Source organism: Maribacter spongiicola, from assembly GCF_052119685.1.
In the GTDB taxonomy this organism is placed as follows: Bacteria; Bacteroidota; Bacteroidia; order Flavobacteriales; family Flavobacteriaceae; genus Maribacter; species Maribacter spongiicola_A.
Map to the genome: position 1 here is coordinate 262988 of NZ_JBGQOO010000002.1, position 21043 is coordinate 284030.

Consider the following 21043-nt stretch of genomic DNA (forward strand, 5'->3'; position numbering starts at 1 on the left):
GAGTCTAATTTGTTTTAGGAGAGTCAGTAATTTCTAAGTATTTTTACAAAAAAATTGATGAAAGGATATTTACCAATTATTCTTACAACGCTGCTATGCCTCTCATTTTCATCATGGGGACAACAAAAATTTACCCTAAGCGGCACTATATCAGAATCTAGAAGTAACGAAACACTCATTGGTGTTACCATTGCTATACCTGAATTGAGTACAGGAGCAACTACAAATGAATATGGCTTCTATTCCATTACATTACCAGAAGGCACATATAAAGTTTTAATTAGCTCCTTAGGTTTTAAAGATGTTCTACAAGAAATAACCCTTACAGAAAATAGACGTTTAGATTATTTACTTGACGAAGAGGCAGAAGAATTAGAAGAAGTAGTGGTTACCGAAAATGTGGAAAAGATGGATATCAGAAAACCACAAATGAGCGTTAATACGTTATCAGTTGGTACCATCAAAAAAATACCGGTAATTCTGGGTGAAGCTGATGTCATTAAATCTATTCTATTGCTTCCTGGGGTTACAAATGCTGGTGAAGGTGCTTCGGGCTTTAATGTTCGTGGCGGCTCGGCTGATCAAAATCTTATTTTATTAGATGAGGCTATCATCTTTAACTCATCTCACTTATTCGGATTCTTTTCGGTTTTTAATCCTGATGCTATAAAAGATGTAAAACTTTATAAAGGCGGAATTCCCGCGCGTTATGGTGGTAGAGTTTCTTCGGTTCTAGATATTTTCCAAAAAGAAGGTAACAGCAAAGAGTTTAAAATGAATGGCGGTATAGGAGCCGTAGCGAGTAGACTTCTGGTCGAAGGCCCTATAAAGAAAGACAAAGCGGCTTTTCTAATTGGCGGTCGAGCTTCGTATGCCCATCTTTTTCTACCGCTGTTCGATGTAGATAATACGGCTTATTTCTATGACCTTAACACTAAATTAAACTACAGGATAAACGATAAAAATAATATTTTTCTATCCGGTTATTTTGGAAGAGATGTTTTTGGCATAAACGATAGCTTTGTAAATACCTACGGTAATTCTGTTGCTAATTTTAGATGGAACCATTTGTTTTCCGACAAGCTTTTCTCAAACCTTTCGCTGATTTATTCGGATTACTATTACGGATTGAAATTAGATTTTGTTGGATTCAACTGGAATTCAGGTATTCGTAATTTCAACATCAAATACGACCTAAAACACTACGCTACAGATAAGTTACAGGTAAACTACGGAGTCAATAATGTGTACTATCAATTTAATCCCGGTAAAATTGAACCAAGTAATTCCGAATCAGGAATTGTTGAAGAACAATTGATTCAAAAATACGCCAATGAATTTGCTGCCTATGTAGATTTTGAACATCGAGTAACCGATAATTTAAGCCTTGGCTATGGGTTACGTTTTAGCCACTTTATGAGGCTAGGTCAAGATGAACTAAATGTTTATGCCAATAACAATCCTGTTGAGTTTGATCCTTTTTTGCTGATTTATAAAGAAGCAGATCCTATTGATGTCATTAACCCTGATAGAGGTACCACAATATCTAACTTCAGTAATTTTGAGCCGAGAGCATCTTTATCTTACACCTTGAACGAGACTAGCTCTATAAAAGCTAGCTATACAAGATTAGCTCAATACTTACACCTACTTTCGAACACGAGCTCCCCTACTCCGCTAGATGTTTGGACACCTAGCGGACCGTTTACCAAACCACAGCTATTAGATCAATATGCTTTCGGATATTTCAAGAATATTGAAGATGCCGATTACTCTGTTGAAACTGAAGTTTTCTTTAAAGAGGTGCAAAATAGAATTGATTACATTGACGGTGCCAATTTAATCGCAAACAATGCTATCGAACAAGTAATTTTAAACGGAGAAGCCCGTGCTTACGGTCTGGAGTTTTTGTTACGAAAAAATGAAGGTAAACTTCAAGGCTGGTTAGCATATACCTTATCAAAATCTGAGCAGCGCACACCCGGTAGAGCATCTATAGCAGATAACGGTAGAAGTAATTTAGAATCAGGTATTAATTTTGGTAATTGGTACAACACACCTTACGACAAAACCCATGATGTATCTTTATTTTTAAATTACGATGTTAACGATAAATGGAGTTTCAGTAGCAATTTCACTTACCAAACAGGTCAACCTACAAATTACCCAATAGGTCAATTTCAATTTCAAGATTTAACGGTACCCTATTACGGACTTCGTAATACCCAAAGATTACCGGCTTACAATCGACTAGATCTCTCTGCTACGTTGACACCTAGAAAAAATAAGAATAGAAAAATACAGGGCGAATGGGTATTTAGCCTTTATAATGTTTACAACAGAAGAAATGCGGCGTCTATTAGTTTTAGACAAAATGATGATACCGGAGCCAATGAAGCTGTACGTACCTCAATTTTCGGAATCGTACCTGCTGTTACCTATAATTTTAAATTATAAGCCATGAGACGTTATTTGTTGATATTATTTGCCATTGCGTTTTGCATTTCTTGTGAAGACATTATTGATGTTGATTTGCCAGAAAATGAAACTAGACTTATCGTTGAAGGTGTTATTAGAGTTGACGTAACTCAAGAATATTTACCCATAGAGATAAAAGTTTCACAAAGTAGTTCGTTCTTCGAAGAGAACACTGTCGCGACTATTAAAAGTGCCATTATTTATTACGGAACCCCAAGAGAAGATGCCCCAGAGATTTTAGAAGGTGGCGGTATATCAAACTTAGCGGAAGTTGAAGCAGGTAGTGGTAAATGGGCGCCAGACCCTTCGTTTGATAGTGACCAACGAATTAGAGTAAGTAGCATTAATGAAGGTGATGTTTTTCAGCTGATTCTTGAAACAGATGAAGAACGCTATTTCGCAACTACAACTTATGTAAAATCTGTACCAATAGACTCATTAGAGCAAGGTGACGAAACTTTATTTTCAGGAGATGAAACCGAAATAATCGTAGCATTTACCGACCCTGCCGACAGTAATGATTTTTATTTATTAGATTTAGATTTCGGTGAATTTCTAGTTACCGAAGATGAGTTTTATCAAGGACAAACGTTTATATTCTCATACTTTTATGATAATGAACTCGAACTAAATACGAGCTCAGTAGTAAATATTAGTCTTATGGGTGTAGATGAATCTTTTTATAATTACATGAACCAAATCATCGTTCAGTCTGGTGGTGACCAAGGTCCGTTTCAGACGCCTGCAGCCACGGTTAGAGGTAATATAATAAACATTACCGGTGTTGATAATAATGAAGTTTTTGATAATGTAGAACGTTCAAATAATTACGCTCTGGGTTATTTCGCTATCGTAGAAGAATATAAAGACAGTATAGTAATTACCAACAATGAGACGAACTGATAAAGATTTACTGGTAACTGGTCTAAAACGCCTAGCCATAACCGTAGTGCTCATGTTTACAGCACCACTAGTACTTTGGCAAGCATTTAAAAATCAAGAACATTTTTTGTTCTGGCCAGTTTTCATTCTTGGATTGATTCTAGCCACCGTTGCAGTTTTTATGGGCTTTAAGGGCATTATGACTATTATGGATTCCATGTTCGGTAAGAAAATTAAATCGCGTTAATCTTTAGGTACTTTTGCGGTTCTCTTCCATTTATTATACAACTTATCATAATCATAATCGAGAACGGTTTCTTGCCGTTCAAGCTTGCCTTGAGAAAAGGCACGTTGTAAAATATCTTCAATTAAATAATCTTCCTCTATTAGATCTGGATGAAATTCTTCTTTAATACTAATACTAAAAAGTTTAGCTGTGGTATTGTACCAAAAGGCACGCCAACCATTGCGTAAGTCTTTGACCAAATCGAAAGCTGTAGTACCTGTTTGCCGATAAATTAACTTTACTAATATTTGACCTTCTGTACGGGTTAGCTTCTTTAATTCTTCAGAAAACTCTTCTTCAATAAATTTCTGAACTTTTTTGGTATATTTTTTACGTTTTCTTACGTTTTTCATAGCAGCTAAACTATCGTTCAACTCTACCAAACGTTCTGCCGCCATTTTAGCGTACGGATATACTTTTTGCGTTTTTCTGCGTAAAATGTAATACCGTAACTTGTCATCATATGATGAGAATTTGAGCTTACCAAAAACATATGCTTCCTCTAAAGCAATAGAATTTTGCGCCAGTGAATCACCAGCTATAATTATCATTTTTTCAGCAACTGAATCCAATTCCTGTTCCTCAACTTGGGCATTACCTAAAAGAATACCGGTTAAGATTGTAAAAAAGGCTAAAAAGTTATGTTTCATTACCATGAGCTAAACAAAAGTCCTGCCAAAATTAACGATTATTAAAGAAGGTTATTATTAATACAACGCTAATATTCTTAAGTTTGTATCTTAAACGTACATTGATGGCTGATAAAAAAATAATTACTAAAAAGTCACTAGACTTTTTTGAAAAATACTTGAATAATGCTGCTCCTACTGGTTATGAATGGGAAGGACAAAAAATATGGATGGATTACTTAAAACCATATGTAGACACTTTTATTACAGATACTTACGGTACCGCAGTTGGAGTTATTAATCCTGACGCTAAATATAAGGTTGTTATTGAAGGGCATTCAGATGAAATCTCTTGGTATGTTAATTATATTACAGATAACGGTTTAATCTATGTTATTCGTAACGGCGGTAGTGATCACCAAATTGCTCCTTCTAAATGGGTAAACATCCATACTAAAAAAGGAATTATTAAAGGTGTTTTTGGCTGGCCGGCTATTCATACCCGTAAAGGTGAAAAGGAAGAATTAGCCCCTAAATTGGATAATATCAGCATAGATATAGGTGCTAAAGACAAAGCTGAAGTAGAAAAAATGGGAGTTCACGTTGGTTGTGTTATTACATATCCTGATACTTTTCAAGTACTTAACGATGATAAATTTGTTTGTAGAGCAATAGATAACCGTGCTGGTGGATTTATGATTGCAGAAGTAGCGCGTTTACTTCACGAGAATAAAGTGAAACTACCTTTCGGTCTATATATAACTAATTCAGTTCAAGAAGAAATAGGTCTACGTGGTGCTGAAATGATTACGCAGACCATTAAACCCAATGTTGCAATCATTACAGATGTTTGTCATGATACTACAACACCAATGATCGATAAAAAGATACAAGGACATACCGAAATTGGAGCCGGACCAGTTATCTCATATGCTCCTGCTGTTCAAAATAAATTACGTGAGCGTATACTAGATACAGCTGAGAAGAAAAAAATTCCTTTTCAACGTATGGCTGCTTCTAGAGCAACTGGTACCGATACAGATGCTTTTGCTTATAGCAATGGCGGAGTTGCTTCAGCATTGATATCTTTGCCTTTACGTTACATGCACACTACGGTTGAGATGGTACATAAAGATGACGTAGAAAATGTAATTCGTTTAATTTATGAAACACTTCTAACAATTAAAGACGGAGAAACTTTTAGCTACTTCGAATAAATTTATATAATCCCTCTTTTATCGGAGGGATTTTTTTTGTTCTATGGATGAATTAATAGATATTTTAGATGCTGATGGCAACATGACGAATACAACCGCCATGAAGTCTGAAGCGCATAAAAACGGATGGTTTCATCAAACCGTTCATATATGGTTCTATACTTCGGATGGAGAAATTCTTATTCAACAACGCGGAAGAAAAAAGGATATTTATCCACTATTGTGGGATGTTTCGGTTGCAGGACATATTGGCGCCGGTGAAGACATCGTAACTTCTGCTTTACGAGAAGTACAAGAAGAAATAGGACTGAACATCGCTTCTTCTGATTTAGAAAAAATAGGAATTTTTAAATCTGTAAAAAATCACTCCGAAGTGCTGAAAGACTATGAGTTTCATCATACATTTATAGCTGAGATAAAATCGCCATTTAATACACTTCAAAAGCAGGATAGCGAAGTTGAAGCCTTGAAGCTCGTTTCCAAAAACCAGTTCGGCATTGAGCTAAAAGACGTTTCAACATATAACTATGTGCCTCATAACATATCTTATTATGAAACTATACTTAAAGAAATATCTGATAGATTAAACAGGCTTTAAAGGGAATTACTTCCGAAAAAAAATGGAATTAATTAAAATCCGGATTCTTCAGCCATTTTTACAACGCCAACGGTTAAAATCAAATTGGCAAAACGACGCTGTTCTCCTTTCTGTATTATTAAGGTCGTATTTTGGTCTCTAATTTTATCGTAGAAAGCCCAACGTTCCATTTCATCCCAAGTTACATCGCCAAGTAATTTTTTATAGGCATCGTGAATTTCAGCGTTTGCTTCTGCAGGTTTCTCCATTACAATAGCCCCTTGTACAGGGCAAACTTCTAAAATTCCTTCCAAAACAGTTAATGCATCTAACAATCCTGGGCGAAAATTTAAATGTACGGTAGTCGAATTAGAACCGGTCATAGCACCTACTGGTAAATTACCATATGCAATGACCACTTGCGCAAAATGACCTGAACGCCCAAGCGCTTCCATGATTGTTGGATGTATGATAGGAGTCTTTAGCATGTATATATTTTAAGAAAATGAAAATGAAACGCTAGTTCGTAATAATTAACAAGTGTTCTCTATAGTTTTTTGAAAAACTACATATTGTAGACACCGCCATTAATATCAAGCGTTGCACCAGTAATAAAGCCATCGTATTCAGATGCTAGGTACAAAACAGCTCTTGCAACGTCATCTGCATTACCCGCTCTTTGAATAGGAATACCTTTTGTAGTTTCTGCAACAGATTCTTTAGTTGTATGCGTGTTGTGAAATGAAGTACCTAAGATAAGTCCTGGTGCAACAGCGTTTACTCTTGTTCCTTGCGGACCTAATTCTGAAGCAAGTGCCCTTGTGTAGGTTAAAATAGCTCCTTTACTGGTAGAATAAACTAAAGATCCGGGGTGACCACCTTTACGCCCAGCCAATGAAGCCAAATTGACAATACTACTATTTTCATTTTTTGCTAAATAAGGTGCTGCAGCTCTGGTAACGAACATCATTGATGTAAGATTGATATCCATAACCTTGTGCCAAAACTCAGTTTCCATTTCGCTAAGCATTTTACGCGCAACTAATGAACCTGCATTATTAATTAAGACGTTGAGACCTCCGAAAGCTTCAACTGTTTTCTCTACCAATGCATTGGCGTCTTCTTCTTTTGTTAAATTTCCGCTAATTGCAATTGCTTTTAAACCCTTGTCAGTTGCATATTTTACCAATTCGTTTGCAGTATCTGCACTTGAAAAATAATGAATAGCAACATGGGCACCACAATCAATAAAATGCTTCGTTATTGCTTCTCCAATACCCTGAGCACCAGCAGTAATGAGTATATTTTTTCCAGATAATTTATTACTATTCGTCATAATTTTCAATTATAAATCTTGATTTTATTGTGGTTTAAATCTAACCCAATTGTAAAATAAAAAACTGCACAACCAGATTGGTTAACCAAATATAATCAAAAATGACTCAGTAAAATACTATCTGATTTTACAGTACTTAACTTAAAAAAGCAACGAATTGAGAAACATTGTCTAAACTATACTCTTTTTGTGAGCCTTCTTTCATGTTTTTAACGATGAAAGAATTATTATCTAACTCTTGTTCCCCTATTAAAATGACATAAGGCACATTACGATTATTGGCGTATTTCATCTGCTTTTGCATCTTGGCACTCGACGGATAAATATCAGCTGTAACACCTTCTTTACGCAATTGACTTACCAGCTTCAAAGCCGCCATAGCTTCTTTATCTCCAAAATTTACACAAAATACTTGCAGTGATTGATCAATAGCTTCAGGAAAAAGATTTAAATCTTCTAACACCAAATAAATGCGATCTAGACCAAATGAAATACCAACTCCACTTACATTCTTTAGTCCGAAAATACCTGTAAGATCATCATAGCGACCACCGCCACCTATAGATCCCATTTGCACACCTTCTGGTGCAGCAACTTCAAAAATAGCTCCTGTGTAATAATTTAGTCCACGTGCAAGAGTTACATCAATCGTTAAAATAGCAGATTGTAAGCCTAAAACAGCTATTGTTTCTAAGATAAAACGAAGTTCTTCCAATCCTTTTTTACCTTCTTCAGAATCTTTTAAAAGTTCATCCAAACGTGTTAATTGCTCTTCATTCGTACCTTGAGGCATAAACAACGGTGAAGCTTTTTTTATTGCTTCCTCAGAAATTCCCTTAGCAAGCATTTCTTTTTTCACGCCGTCCTCGCCTATTTTATCCAACTTATCTAAGGCAACAGTAAAATCTATCAATAGGTCTTTAGCACCGATAACTTCAGCTATACCAGCTAAGATTTTTCTATTGTTCATTTTTATAGTTGCCCCTTCCAATTTTAATTCAGAAAATACGGCATCATATAATTGAATCAATTCTACTTCTTGCAACAACGAATCTGAGCCAACAACATCGGCATCACATTGAAAAAACTCTCTAAATCTTCCTTTTTGCGGTCTATCTGCTCTCCACACCGGTTGAATTTGATAGCGCTTAAAAGGGAAATCCAACTCATTTTGATGCATTACTACATAGCGCGCAAACGGTACTGTTAAATCATATCGCAATGCCTTTTCTGTAATCTTCGGAGCAATACTGTTCGAATTTTTATCTGCATAAGTGTCATCATCTACCTTACTTATAAAATCTCCAGAATTTAATATCTTAAAAATCAGGCGATCACCTTCTTCTCCATATTTACCCAACAACGTATCTGAATTCTCAAAAGAAGGAGTTTCAATGGGTTGAAAGCCATACGTTTGAAAGTTCTTTTTTATAATATCAAAAATGTAATTACGCTTTGCAATTTCTGATGGATTTAAATCGCGAGTTCCTTTTGGTATAGATGGTTTCTGTGCCATTAATTTTTTATTGTATTACAAATATAACCTTCAAATAAATAAGGTGATATTGCAATAGTATGAATATTAGATTTTTTACTTTTCTAAGAGGTGCCTATTACATTTTCGAACCACTGGTACAAATCGCCCTTTGTAATTACCGCACCTTGTTTTAATAACAAAAACTTATCTACATTTTTGTCATCGGTATACGCTTTTGCAGCGGTTAAATATTCAACAAAGTCTGATTGCCAGTTTCTTTTAAACCAATCAAAACCAACTGCAGTTGTTAAATCTATTGCTGGATTCATCACTTTTACCGAAATCAATTTCATCTCTTTTTCAGTTAAATGAAATAGGTGCATTTGCTTATCTGAAATATTCTCTAAATAAGAAACCTTACTCAACACTCCTTCCCACACCAAATCGCTAAAAACGTCTAATTCTTCTTCCGCTACCTTTGGTTTATCTTTTTTTATGGAATCCCACTCATCTCCCGTTATAGATTGTGTTGCCAGAAAATTAATGAATTCTGGATGCAATTCTTCCAATTGCTCTTTTGTTAGCCTCGTGTATTTCATTTTGCAAAAATAAAAAGCCCTAACATATTTGCTAGGGCTTTTACAACTTAATTTTAAAAACTTAGAAGATATATCTCAATCCTACTTGTGCTTGCCATCTAGATAACAAACTAGCATCGTAACCAAAGGTTTGTGTCAACTCTGGATTAAACGTGTATGTTGGCACACTTGTAGCTGGATCAACAGTTACACCTACAGGCTGAATGTTGTTCGGTTGTTGAACCAAGCCCCAATCAGAACTGATCATGTTACCAATATTCAATACATCAACACTGAATTGAATAGTATTTGTTTTTCCTTCTGAAACGGTGATTTTATAATCTTGTAAGAACTTTACATCCCAACGACCCCTCCATGGCGCTAAAGCTCCGTAACGCTCTGCATACTGCCCTCTTTGACCACTTAAGTAATCATCTTGAGCAATATAAGCATCAAAAGCAGCACCTTGACCGGCTCCTGCAAATTGCATTTGACCAATTTCAGCAGATGTTGGTACATAAATAAGGTCATTAAGCCCTGATCCATCTCCATTAATATCACCACCATAGGTATAGTTGAATCTACCACCTTGAGCATACTCAAAGAATGTAGAAAGTGTACTACCCCATTTACCATTACCGTATACCCAATTTTTACTAGCTACACCAATGAATCTGTGTTTATCTCCATATTTAGAGGGTGCTAAAACATCTGCATTTGCATCGTTTACAACTGGATTACCTACGAAAGCATCTGATGTAATTTCTGCCTCAATAGAATTTACATCTTTAGCATCTAAATAGCTATATGCCAACATGGTATATAAACCTTTATCAAACGTCTTTTGTGCTTTAAAAGAAGCGTTCCAAATTCTACCTTTATTTGAATTTGTAAATACATAAGGTCCTGCTCCTAAACCAAAGCTATTTAATAAATCGCCCGATGTATATGTCGCTCTTGTATCAACACCAGATAAATTGCCTGAAGGAGATGTCAATGCCCAGTTTTGAACATGTGGTCCATTAATATCTTTAGTATACGATAAATCTGCAGTAAGCACCATACCATTATCTAAACGCTTATCTGCACCTAAATTCGTTCTCCAAACTTGCGGAAACTTGTAATCTGGATCAACTGCTTGCAAGAAAAATACATCTGGTGATGAAATTTGGTTTCCTAGCCATACGAATGGGAAACGACCTGTAAACAAACCAGATCCACCACGTAATTGTAATGATCTATCACCATTCACATCATAGTTAAAACCAACTCTTGGTGAAATTAACCAATCATTAGAAGGCATTTGGGTATTGTCGATAAATACAGTTTCGCCCGTATTAGGGTTTTGGTAAGGTTGATCTGCGATTACAAATCCTCTGTCGATTACATCTTGTGCTTTTGTTGCTGAGTCAAAGAATAATGGCTTATCGAAACGAACACCATATGTTAATTTAAATTTCTCATTTACATTCCATTCATCTTGCACATAAAATGCCAACTGACCTACATTAGTTTCTGCCAACGCCCAGCCTTCGCCATCTGGCACAGCATTGTTAGCGTTAAAGGTAGCTTGAGGTCCAGCAAAATTATAAGTCGATGCATCGAAATCTGCTATGTCAACTCCTCCGAATAAATCAAAACCATAAGCGGTTAGGTTAAAAGAGTTATCGAACATGAATTTTTCTAATGAAAAACCTACTGTGTACGTATGATCACCTTTATAAAAATTAAGGTTGTTAGTAATTTGAATTACCTTTTGATCCAATCTATTATTTGCTGAAAATGGCTCGTGACCAGCAATTATATAGTTAGAACCATCTTTTGTAATGTTAATAGAAGGAGCCGGAGTAGAAAACGGATTTCTAAAATCGTTAAAATGAGTATAACCTACTTGTAATTTATTTGATGCCGTTGCAGACAAAGTTGAGTTTAACTCTACCTGAATAGATTTTAGCTCATTGTTTATTTCATATCCTGAATTCTGAAACTGCAATGTGTTTGCGTTCGGACCTCTAAACTGTATAGCTGATGGGTGAGCGGGCTTTTGTTTAGATGCATTTAAAAAGTTATAAATAACTGCTAAACGATTATTATCATTAATATTCCAATCTAACTTAAATAGACCTTTTGTAGATTCTGCATCATGCGTAAAACCTTGATAAGCACCTGGATCATAACCTACCGCCAACAATTGATTTTGTACAGCTATTAAATCACTCTCTAATACTCTTGATTCATTAATTGCTCCTGAACCTGTATTTGGCACCCAACCGTTTGTACCTAAATCTGTACGCTGATCTTTTTCGAAGTTGGCGAAGAAAAATAATTTATTCTTTACTATTGGACCACCAATACTAACACCATATTGACTTTGATCTAATTTAGGCTTTACTATTTCATCGCCTTTAATTTTACCACCGGTCATATCTTCATTTCTAAAGAAACCATAAACAGTACCGTGAAATTCGTTAGAACCACTTTTAGTAACGGCATTTACAGAAGCTCCTGTAAATCCTGATTGAGTAACATCATATGGCGCTGTAGATACTTGAATTTGCTCAATTGCATCTAATGATATTGGTTGTGAATCTGTTTGACCACCTGGTGTAGCAGCATCTAATCCGAAAGGATTATTAAAAATAGCACCATCTAAAGAGAAATTATTGAACTGATCATTTCTTCCTCCAAATGAATTTCCACTTGCTGTTGGCTCTAAACGCGTAAAATCTGAAGCTGAACGAGAAATTGTCGGTAAACGCGTTAATTCTCTTCTACCTACACTTGTTTCTGCACCGGTACGATCACTACTAAAAGTACCTGACCGATCAGATACTACAGTAACTTCATCTAATGCCTGACTTTCACTTGTCAATTTAATATCAACATTGAAAGTTTGCCCTAATGACAAATCTACATCGGTAAGTTCGTAAGGTTTAAAACCTACATAAGAAATTTCTACTTTGTAAGGACCGCCAACACGAAGATTCAAAAGATTGAATCTACCATCTTCATTGGTAATTGACCCGTACTTTGTACCTGTTGGGGTGTGGACGGCGACAATGTTTGCGCCAAAAAGTGGTTGATTTTGATCATCCATTACTAAACCTCTAATATTAGAGGTAGTAACCTGACCATAAGTTGCACCTGCGAAAAGTAGCAACAATATTTGCAATAACAAGCTGTTTTTCATTTTTATTGGTTTTGAGTTATTTATGAGTTCTTTAACAAAAATACCAATAAAAAAAGAGCTATGCACGCATAGCTCTTTTAAATTTATCAACTTAGATAGTTAATTATTTTTGTTCCGCAACTACTTCGAAACCAAAATCAACAATCACCTCACGGTGTAATCTAATTTGTGCGTTGTAAGGTCCAGTTCTTTTAACTGCACCACCTAAAATACTAATGAATTTCTTGTCGATTGAATGACCTTCTTTTGCAATTGCATCAGCCAAATCACCATTAGTAACAGAACCGAACAATTTATCGGCAGCACCTGTTTTAGCAGTAATTTTCAACTCTAAAGCTTTTAATGCCTCTTCGATTTTCTTAGCAGCATCAACAACTTTTTTCTCTTTATGTGCTCTTTGCTTTAAGTTTTCAGCTAAAACTTTTTTAGCAGAAACAGTAGCCATAGCAGCTAAGCCTTGAGGTATAAGGAAATTTCTTCCGTAACCGTTCTTAACATTTACTACGTCGTCTTTAAAACCTAAATTTTGTACGTCTTCTTTTAATATAAGCTCCATGATTCTTTTCTTTTATTTTAATAAATCAGCAACATATGGCATTAACGCCAAATGACGAGCTCTTTTTACGGCTTGTGCCACTTTTCTTTGATACTTCAATGAAGTTCCAGTAAGTCTTCTAGGTAACAATTTACCTTGCTCGTTTACCAACTTCAATAAAAAATCAGCATCCTTATAATCTACGTACTTAATACCAGATTTTTTAAAACGACAATACTTCTTCTTAGTGTTGGTTTCAATGTTTAATGGAGTAAGATACCTGATCTCTCCATCTTTCTTTCCTTTTGCCTGTTGTTGTAATGTTGCCATAATACTTAAGCTTTAGCGGTTTTGTTTCTTGTTCTTCTTTTTTCTGCCCATGCAACAGCGTGCTTGTCCAACTTAACGGTCAAGAAACGCATAACACGTTCATCTCTTCTAAACTCCTGTTCGTAAGGTGTAACTACCTCACCAGTGTTAGTAAATTCAAACAAGTGGTAAAAGCCACTCTTTTTGTTTTGGATTGGATAAGCTAATTTCTTTAGCCCCCAATTCTCTTTAGCTACCATTTTGGCGCCATTGTTAATTAAGAAATCTTCGAATTTCTTAACTGTTTCCTCTATCTGAACATCAGATAGAACGGGATTCAAAATGAAAACAGTTTCGTAATGGTTCATATTATATTTGTTTTTAAAGAGTGCAAAAATAGATATTTTTTTAAAATAATTATAAGAAATACGAATATTCTTCGTTATTGAATGGTAACAACATTAAAAATTAAACCAAATCTTAAACATATCATCATTACCAATTACACGATCAACAGTGCATTGTTCACATCTTTTGTTGCAGTTCAGCATGTTTTTTCGGTTCTTTGTCGATGATTTAACCCCACAAATCAACCCTTATGAAGTTAAGAAGTATCATCGTTGACGACTCATCTATGCAAAGGATGGCCGTTGCCAAGTTGGTAAACAATCATCCGAATTTGACTATGGTAGCTGAGTACAGTAATGCTATCGAGGCTAAAAACGGAATCAAGAACCATGAGATCGATCTTATATTTCTTGATGTTGAGATGCCAATTATTACAGGATTCGACCTACTCGAGTCATTAGAAAACAGTCCTCAGGTAATTTTGATTACCGGTAAACCAGATTATGCACTTAAAGCATTTGACTATGACGTAACGGATTATTTACATAAACCGATTACCATGGCACGTTTTGATGCATCTGTTAAAAGAGCTGTTGCGAACTACGAACAATTGCACAGAGTCAATGAAGACGAAGAGCACATTTTCGTAAAGAGTAACCTAAAGAAAAGAAAGGTTATTTTAAATGATATTAAGTGGATAGAAGCACTTGGTGACTACATAAAACTAGTAACTGATGAAGCTAATATCGTAATCTTATCAACAATGAAGTCTTTTGAAAAGCAATTGCCAGAAGATAAGTTTTTAAGAATTCACAAATCATATATCATTAACCTTGAAAAGGTTGAGAAATTCAATAGTAAAAATGTTGAAGTTAGCGGTAGATCAATACCTCTAAGTAGAAATAAAAAAACAGAACTAGCCGAAGCGCTTAGTAACGTATAATATATGGTATAAATTTACTTATAAAAAAGACCGCTAATAGCGGTCTTTTTTAATTATATATGGTCGACATTATAGATAACCCGAACACTTCTATACATTGCCACAGCTTTAAACGATTTTTCTATTCGCCTGATATTTGACTTTGTCTGTGCCAATGATTGCACTTTTTGAACTTTAATTACGATATGTTTCAAATACTGATTTCTAATTCTTGCCACTGGCGGATATTCAGGTCCTAAAACAGTACCACCAAAATTCGTGCGTAACGCCCCTGCAAACCAATCTGCAGCTTCGTTCAGCACATTGTAGTTTTTATGCTTAAATGTTACTTTAATAATTCTATTTACCGGTGGATATTTAAATTGCTCTCTTTCGTACAACTGCTCGGTAAACAGACCTTCATAATCACTTGTAGTTACTTGCTTTAATATTTGGTGATACGGATTATAAGTCTGTATAATAACACGACCTCTTTTTTTAGTTCGCCCTGCCCTACCCGATACTTGCGTTAATAATTGATAGGTTCTTTCATGAGCGCGATAATCAGGAAAGTTCAATAACGAATCTGCATTCATAACTCCGACTAAATTCACATTTCTAAAATCGAGACCTTTAGTGATCATTTGGGTACCTACCAGAATATCTAACTCGTGTTGTTCAAAAGCCGTAATTATCTTTTCATAACCGTGTTTGCCCCGGGTAGTATCTAAATCCATTCGACCAACCTTAGCTTCTGGAAATAATTCTGAAACCTCTTTCTCTATTTGCTCGGTACCAAAGCCTTTCGTATCTAAATCTGGACTACCGCATGCAAAACAAATTTCCGGTAATGCCGTATGGTGACCACAGTAGTGGCAACGTAATTGATTTCTATATTGATGATATGTTAAACTAACATCGCAATTTGGGCATTGCGGCGTATGACCACATGTTAAACACTCCATTAATGGCGCAAAACCGCGTCTATTCTGAAAAAGTATAATTTGCGCACCATCTTTAAGCGTTTCTTCCATTTCCATAAAAAGACGCTCAGAAAAATGACCTTTCATTTTTCTTTTTCTAGAAGCTTCTTTAATATCGACCAACTCCATTTCTGGCATTAGCACATTACCATAACGCCTCGTTATTTCTGCATAACCATATTTGCCCGTTTGCACATTGTAATAACTTTCTACACTTGGTGTTGCCGATCCTAATAGAATATTCGCCTTGTGTAAATGACCTAGCACTATGGCAGCATCTCTAGCATGATATCTTGGTGCCGGATCAAATTGTTTAAAAGAACTCTCATGTTCCTCATCTACAATTATCAACCCCAACTTACTAAAAGGCAAATACATTGCCGATCGAGCACCTATAACCAATTGCGCCTTAGGTTTCGCTTGTAAAACGTTTTGCCAAACCTCTACGCGTTCTTGAACATTATATTTAGAATGGTAAATGGCTATTCTTTCTCCGAAATATTCTTGAAGCCTACTAATAAGTTGTGTGGTCAAGGCTATTTCTGGCAATAAGTACAACGCCTGCAACCCTTTTTCTAGACATTCTTCAATAAGCTTTACGTAGACCTCTGTTTTACCCGAAGATGTTACACCTTTTAATAAGGTAACTTTATCGGCTTCGAAAGCAGATTTTATATCTAATAAGGCTGCTTCTTGATATTCATTTAAGTCTTTTGTATCTGAATTATCTGTATCACCATCATAACTAACTCTATCGGTCTTAATAAAATACTCCTCTAAAATTCCCTTATCGACCAGTGACTTTATTACTGCTTTAGAAGTACCGCTAGATTTTTCAAGTTCAGAAACCTTAATAGGTTTTTGACTTTTTCCTCGTAACTGAAATAATGAAAGTACGACTTGACTTTGCTTTGGAGCTCTCGTAAGTGAATTTAATAATTCTTCTAGTTTTTCATCGGATGCAAACTCTGCACCCAACTTAACATACCGCACCAACTTTGGCTTGTATTGATCATACACTTCTTCTTTTAAAACAATTACTTTTTTCTCTAATAATCGTTGAAGAATTGGCAGTACATTTTTACGTTCTATAATCGCTGAAACTTCTTGAACTTTTAATATAGATTGATGTTGAAGTGCCTCAAACACTAAAAATTCATCATCTAAAAGTTCATTTTCATCAATTTCGTATTCTGTATTTCTAAGTATCAATGTTTCACTTTCTAACAAGAAAGCACTTGGTAATGCACTGCGTACCACTTCACCCAAAGTACACATGTAATAAGAAGCTATCCACTCCCAATGTTTAAGCTGGGTCTCATTTACAATTGGGTATTCATCTAACAACTCATGAATCTCCTTTGCTTCATAAACTTCTGGCGGATTACTGTGAATGCTTTGAACAACGCCTGTATATATTTTTGATTTTCCGAAGGGTACCGCAACACGCATACCAGGCTGAAGTACTTTTGCCTCTTCTTCGGTTATACTGTACGTAAAGCTTTTCTCTAGCGGAATGGGTAATATTACATTAATAAAGTTTGCCATAGTTATCCCTCCACACGTATCCATGTTTGGGTTCTGTAAATAAATGCCAAATACCCTCGCACTTTTAACTCATCTTCATTTTCTGGATTCAACCATATCTTAAAACGAAAAGTCATCGCCTGTTCTGGATCAAATAATCGTTTACCCTTCCATTCTCCATCATCATGTAACTCTCCGTTTGTAATGATTTCCATACCGGTTACGGGCTTATCTTTTAATGCTCCATCGCATTTATCACAAATCCTTCCTTCTTGTCCTTCTTCTAAAATCTTAACAACTTTGCCATACATTCTTCCTTCTTTCTTATAGATTTCAATTACACCTTTTGGCAAACCTGTGCGGTCATCAATTGTTTTCCACTTTCCAAAAACGGACTGAGCAGAAATGCTCATTGAAATAAATACTGTGAATAGAATAGTTAATTGTATGCTCTTATTTATCATTCTTTTTTGTGATTTTACGTAATGTATTCAGCGATGCGTTCAGTTCGAACCCAAGTAGCAATATATTAGAATTTAACCATATGTAGACCATTAAAATTAATAATCCTCCTAAAGCCCCATATAATTCATTGTACCTAGCGAACTTTTCAACATAGATTCCGAAAAGATATGATGTTAATAAAAACAAGGTAGTTGTCATTAGAGCACCAAAAGAAAAGAACTTCGCTTGCTTACCTTCTCGTGTTCCAAAATAATATAGAATGGCTGTAGTAAAATAAGATAGAATTATAAAGAAAAGCACTTTTGCAATTTGTACACCTACCACTTCATCTTCACCCAAAATATACCCGCCTTGTTTTGCTGCAAACTCAGATAAATATCCTAGCACATAAAATTCAAAATAGATAAATACCACAAACCCTACTATAATTAAAATTGCCAGTATTAAACCAACCATCAACGCATATAAATACTGCCTAAAGAAATGTCGTGTTAAATCGATATGGTATGATGTTTCAAAGCCTCCAAAAATCGAATTTACACCGTTAGCCATTAAGAATATAGATAATAAAAATGCCGATGATAATAAGCCGCCTCGCTTTTGATCTTTAATCTGCTGAAATACCTCTCCGAAATAATCGCCGGTGGCACTAGGTAGAAAAGACTCTAAAAACAGCTGAAACTGTACATCAAAATCGCCATGTTCAATACTAATGTAAGACACCAAAAAAGGTACTAAAGTGACCATAAATATAATCAAAGGAAACAACGCCATAAATAAGCTAAAGGCAATAGCACTGGCTCTTGTAGACAACGTACCTTTTAAAATACCAAGTACGTACATTTCTAAAAGATCGTAAATAGAAAGTCCTTCAAAACCGGGCAGTCTGATTTGTTTTAACAATCTGACCAACCAATTTACAATAGGTATTTTTTCTAGTTTTTCTTCGACCTCTAAAGACATCTACACCGCTTTTAAACTCAAATCTAAGTTATACACCGAATGTGTCAATGCTCCCGATGAAATATAATCAACCCCGCATTCTGCATAATCCCTAATCGTATTTTCATTAATACCACCAGAAGATTCAGTTAAACATTTGTTGCCGATTAATTTGACTGCCGTACGGGTATCTTCATAATTGAAATTATCGATCAATATTCGGTACACCCCTTCTGTCTCTAAAATTTCTTTGATTTCCTCTAAGTTTCTTGCTTCAACAATGATCTTTAAATCGCGACCCGTTTCTTCAAGATAGTTCTTGGTTTTATTTATTGCCTTGGTAATGCCACCAGCAAAATCAATATGGTTATCCTTTAACATAATCATATCGTATAATGCGAATCTGTGATTTTCTCCACCACCAATTTTTACCGCCCACTTCTCTAACGCACGAATACCCGGTGTAGTTTTTCTTGTATCTAGAATTTTTGTGCCAGTACCTTTCAATAGATTAACGAACATATGGGTTTTAGTTGCTATAGCGCTCATTCTTTGCATTGCATTCAATACCAAACGCTCAGCTTTTAATATGCTTTGAGAACTACCTTCTACATAAAACACGATATCGCCGTGATTTACTGGCGTACCATCCTTTATTAATACTTCTATTTTTAAACTAGGGTCTACAAAATAAAATACAAGCTCAGCAAAATCTACACCAGCGATAATACCCTCATCTTTTACCAACAATTTTGCCTTGCCCGTTGCCGAATCTGGTATACAAGCCAATGAACTATGGTCGCCATCACCAACATCTTCACGTATAGCATTTGCGATGATTAATGTTATCTCTTCTTTAAACTGTTCTTCTGAAATCATATATGTAATATCAATTGTGTTGCTAATTTACAAATCCATTTGCGAATTTGATTTACTTTTGGCATATGACTATAAAACTTTTAGCAATTGGCAAAACTGATAGCTCTCAACTAAAAGAACTCATCGAAGTTTATCAAAAAAGATTACAGCATTATGTCAATTTTGAAATTGAATTGATACCCGATTTAAAGAAAACTAAAAATTTATCTGAAGATCAGCAAAAAGATAAAGAAGGCGAACTTATTCTTAAGAGACTAGCACCTACAGATGTTTTAATTCTTTTCGATGAAAAAGGAAAACAGTATACCTCGATTGAATTCTCTAGCTTTTTACAAAAGAAGATGAACTCTGGTATTAAGCAATTAGTTTTTTTAATTGGAGGACCTTACGGATTTAGTAATGAAATTTATGCTAAGGCTTCTGGAAAAATAAGCCTCTCTAAAATGACCTTTTCTCACCAAATGGTACGCCTTTTTATAACCGAGCAAATTTATAGAGGGTATACCATTTTAAAAAACGAACCCTACCACCATCAGTAAAATAATACAATCGGGGGTTTTAAGCATTCTACGCTTGCTTCTCGAGAGATTTTACCATATTATCAGATACACCTTCTAAATCGGTAAGTTCTTTCATAAGAAAGGAGATGAGCTCTTCTTTATGCTCCACATTTTTTTCAATCTTAAGTACGTGATTGTAATTCTTGATATTCTTCATGTGAGAATTGAAAGCATATGTTTGATGCCAAGCAATTTCTTTTAATTTCTGATTTTGAATTGCCATCTTTTTTATGGATGGATTTATGAAAAAGAAAATCTCGAAAATTAAAATTAACAATGAAAAAACCGCAAGCTCTAACTCAATTATCATAAGTGTTTTAATATCTTCTTCTGATGCTTTTTGAAATTGACCTACTATAGTATCCATAGTCACTAAAAACAAATCTGCCTCTGCTGATAATTTTTTCAAATCTACCGAACCTAGTTGATTAAAATCATCAATAGATTCTAAAATGAAATTAATATGAGGTTGTATTTTATTAAAGTTTTTTTGAATTTCTTCATTATCTAATATCGGAATTCCAGTTGCATCGTTTCCTTCTTGTAAAGCTATATTTGCATTTGTAAATTTGGTCATCGCCAAACGCAATTGTCCATAATCGCATGTACCATATTTACACTCGTAAACATTTTTTACGATCGATTGCGACAACATTCTCTGCCGACCAGCTACATTAATTCTCAACGCATCTTGTCGCTGTCTAGCTAATGAATACTGTATTATTGATTGTATTACAATGGTCAATACAATTACCGTAAAAACCAACAGATAATAGTTGTTGAAACTTTTACCAGATTTTAATTTAGATAAAATCTTTTTAAACATAATTAAAGATATTTCCTACAAATTTAAAATGCACTTTAACTATAACATTGTAGAACTAAAAATGTTGTCACGAATGTCAAAAAAATGAACAAAAAAA

General features: G+C 35.0%; 21 protein-coding genes. 7 read left to right on the plus strand and 14 right to left on the minus strand.

Annotated elements, in window-relative coordinates; translation table 11 throughout:
* Window positions 1–57 precede the first annotated feature (57 nt).
* Genes ACEN2N_RS05375 through ACEN2N_RS05385 form a run of 3 tightly spaced genes read left to right on the plus strand, consistent with a single transcriptional unit; the run spans window position 58 to window position 3607 of the window.
* Window positions 58–2457: a TonB-dependent receptor gene (locus tag ACEN2N_RS05375; RefSeq protein WP_441823355.1), complete on the plus strand. Its 2400-nt coding sequence runs from the start codon at window positions 58–60 to the stop codon at window positions 2455–2457.
* Window positions 2458–2460: 3 nt separating this feature from the next.
* Window positions 2461–3381, plus strand: coding sequence for a DUF4249 family protein (locus tag ACEN2N_RS05380; protein ID WP_441823356.1), 921 nt, complete (start codon window positions 2461–2463; stop codon window positions 3379–3381).
* Window positions 3368–3607, plus strand: a complete 240-nt coding sequence (locus ACEN2N_RS05385; RefSeq protein WP_441823357.1) for a DUF6095 family protein — start codon at window positions 3368–3370, stop codon at window positions 3605–3607. The genes ACEN2N_RS05380 and ACEN2N_RS05385 overlap by 14 nt, the downstream gene beginning before the upstream one ends.
* On the opposite strand, the gene ACEN2N_RS05390 is transcribed toward ACEN2N_RS05385, so the two are convergent.
* Window positions 3604–4296, minus strand: a complete 693-nt coding sequence (locus ACEN2N_RS05390; RefSeq protein WP_441823358.1) for a DUF4294 domain-containing protein — start codon at window positions 4294–4296, stop codon at window positions 3604–3606. The genes ACEN2N_RS05385 and ACEN2N_RS05390 overlap by 4 nt on opposite strands.
* Window positions 4297–4400: 104 nt before the next feature.
* On the opposite strand from ACEN2N_RS05390, the gene ACEN2N_RS05395 reads away from it, so the two are divergent.
* Window positions 4401–5492, plus strand: coding sequence for a M42 family metallopeptidase (locus ACEN2N_RS05395; protein WP_441823359.1), 1092 nt, complete (start codon window positions 4401–4403; stop codon window positions 5490–5492).
* Window positions 5493–5535: 43 nt separating this feature from the next.
* Window positions 5536–6090 carry an NUDIX hydrolase gene (locus ACEN2N_RS05400; RefSeq protein ID WP_441823360.1) on the plus strand — a complete coding sequence of 185 codons (555 nt, stop codon included), beginning with the start codon at window positions 5536–5538 and terminating at the stop codon, window positions 6088–6090.
* Window positions 6091–6122: 32 nt separating this feature from the next.
* On the opposite strand, the gene ACEN2N_RS05405 is transcribed toward ACEN2N_RS05400, so the two are convergent.
* The 8 genes from ACEN2N_RS05405 to rpsF form a co-directional block, all read right to left on the minus strand.
* Complete coding sequence (locus tag ACEN2N_RS05405) at window positions 6123–6557, minus strand: RbsD/FucU domain-containing protein (RefSeq protein ID WP_441823361.1); 435 nt, start codon at window positions 6555–6557, stop codon at window positions 6123–6125.
* Window positions 6558–6634: 77 nt separating this feature from the next.
* Window positions 6635–7405, minus strand: coding sequence for an SDR family NAD(P)-dependent oxidoreductase (locus ACEN2N_RS05410; RefSeq protein WP_441823362.1), 771 nt, complete (start codon window positions 7403–7405; stop codon window positions 6635–6637).
* Between the two features lie 136 nt (window positions 7406–7541).
* Window positions 7542–8921 carry a histidine--tRNA ligase gene (hisS, locus tag ACEN2N_RS05415; protein ID WP_441823363.1) on the minus strand — a complete coding sequence of 460 codons (1380 nt, stop codon included), beginning with the start codon at window positions 8919–8921 and terminating at the stop codon, window positions 7542–7544.
* Between the two features lie 83 nt (window positions 8922–9004).
* Window positions 9005–9481: a DUF6495 family protein gene (locus ACEN2N_RS05420; protein ID WP_424000497.1), complete on the minus strand. Its 477-nt coding sequence runs from the start codon at window positions 9479–9481 to the stop codon at window positions 9005–9007.
* A 61-nt stretch (window positions 9482–9542) separates the two neighbouring features.
* Window positions 9543–12650 (minus strand): TonB-dependent receptor, encoded by a 3108-nt coding sequence (locus ACEN2N_RS05425; protein ID WP_441823364.1) that lies wholly within the window; start codon window positions 12648–12650, stop codon window positions 9543–9545.
* Window positions 12651–12753: 103 nt separating this feature from the next.
* Window positions 12754–13206 (minus strand): 50S ribosomal protein L9, encoded by a 453-nt coding sequence (gene rplI, locus ACEN2N_RS05430; RefSeq protein ID WP_424000501.1) that lies wholly within the window; start codon window positions 13204–13206, stop codon window positions 12754–12756.
* Between the two features lie 12 nt (window positions 13207–13218).
* Complete coding sequence (gene rpsR, locus ACEN2N_RS05435; protein ID WP_027067300.1) at window positions 13219–13515, minus strand: 30S ribosomal protein S18; 297 nt, start codon at window positions 13513–13515, stop codon at window positions 13219–13221.
* Between the two features lie 5 nt (window positions 13516–13520).
* On the minus strand, window positions 13521–13862 hold the full coding sequence (gene rpsF / locus ACEN2N_RS05440) for a 30S ribosomal protein S6 (protein WP_027067301.1): 342 nt from the start codon (window positions 13860–13862) through the stop codon (window positions 13521–13523).
* 230 nt (window positions 13863–14092) lie between these two features.
* Here rpsF and ACEN2N_RS05445 point away from each other — a divergent pair, with 230 nt between their 5' ends.
* Complete coding sequence (locus ACEN2N_RS05445; RefSeq protein ID WP_027067302.1) at window positions 14093–14785, plus strand: LytR/AlgR family response regulator transcription factor; 693 nt, start codon at window positions 14093–14095, stop codon at window positions 14783–14785.
* A gap of 53 nt (window positions 14786–14838) precedes the next feature.
* Here ACEN2N_RS05445 and priA read toward each other — a convergent pair whose 3' ends face one another.
* The 4 genes from priA to nadC are packed head-to-tail and all read right to left on the minus strand — an operon-like array spanning window position 14839 to window position 19560.
* Window positions 14839–17295, minus strand: coding sequence for a replication restart helicase PriA (gene priA / locus ACEN2N_RS05450; RefSeq protein WP_441823365.1), 2457 nt, complete (start codon window positions 17293–17295; stop codon window positions 14839–14841).
* A 2-nt stretch (window positions 17296–17297) separates the two neighbouring features.
* Complete coding sequence (locus tag ACEN2N_RS05455; protein ID WP_441823366.1) at window positions 17298–17738, minus strand: DUF2147 domain-containing protein; 441 nt, start codon at window positions 17736–17738, stop codon at window positions 17298–17300.
* The gene (locus tag ACEN2N_RS05460) at window positions 17728–18702 is read right to left on the minus strand and encodes a YihY/virulence factor BrkB family protein (RefSeq protein ID WP_424000508.1); all 975 of its coding nucleotides are present in this window, start codon (window positions 18700–18702) and stop codon (window positions 17728–17730) included. Before ACEN2N_RS05460 ends, ACEN2N_RS05455 begins: the two co-directional genes overlap by 11 nt.
* Complete coding sequence (gene nadC, locus ACEN2N_RS05465) at window positions 18703–19560, minus strand: carboxylating nicotinate-nucleotide diphosphorylase (RefSeq protein WP_441823367.1); 858 nt, start codon at window positions 19558–19560, stop codon at window positions 18703–18705.
* 65 nt (window positions 19561–19625) lie between these two features.
* On the opposite strand from nadC, the gene rlmH reads away from it, so the two are divergent.
* The gene (rlmH, locus tag ACEN2N_RS05470; RefSeq protein WP_441823368.1) at window positions 19626–20099 is read left to right on the plus strand and encodes a 23S rRNA (pseudouridine(1915)-N(3))-methyltransferase RlmH; all 474 of its coding nucleotides are present in this window, start codon (window positions 19626–19628) and stop codon (window positions 20097–20099) included.
* A gap of 28 nt (window positions 20100–20127) precedes the next feature.
* Here rlmH and ACEN2N_RS05475 read toward each other — a convergent pair whose 3' ends face one another.
* Window positions 20128–20946 carry a type IV pili methyl-accepting chemotaxis transducer N-terminal domain-containing protein gene (locus tag ACEN2N_RS05475; protein WP_441823369.1) on the minus strand — a complete coding sequence of 273 codons (819 nt, stop codon included), beginning with the start codon at window positions 20944–20946 and terminating at the stop codon, window positions 20128–20130.
* Between the last annotated feature and the right edge of the window lie 97 nt (window positions 20947–21043).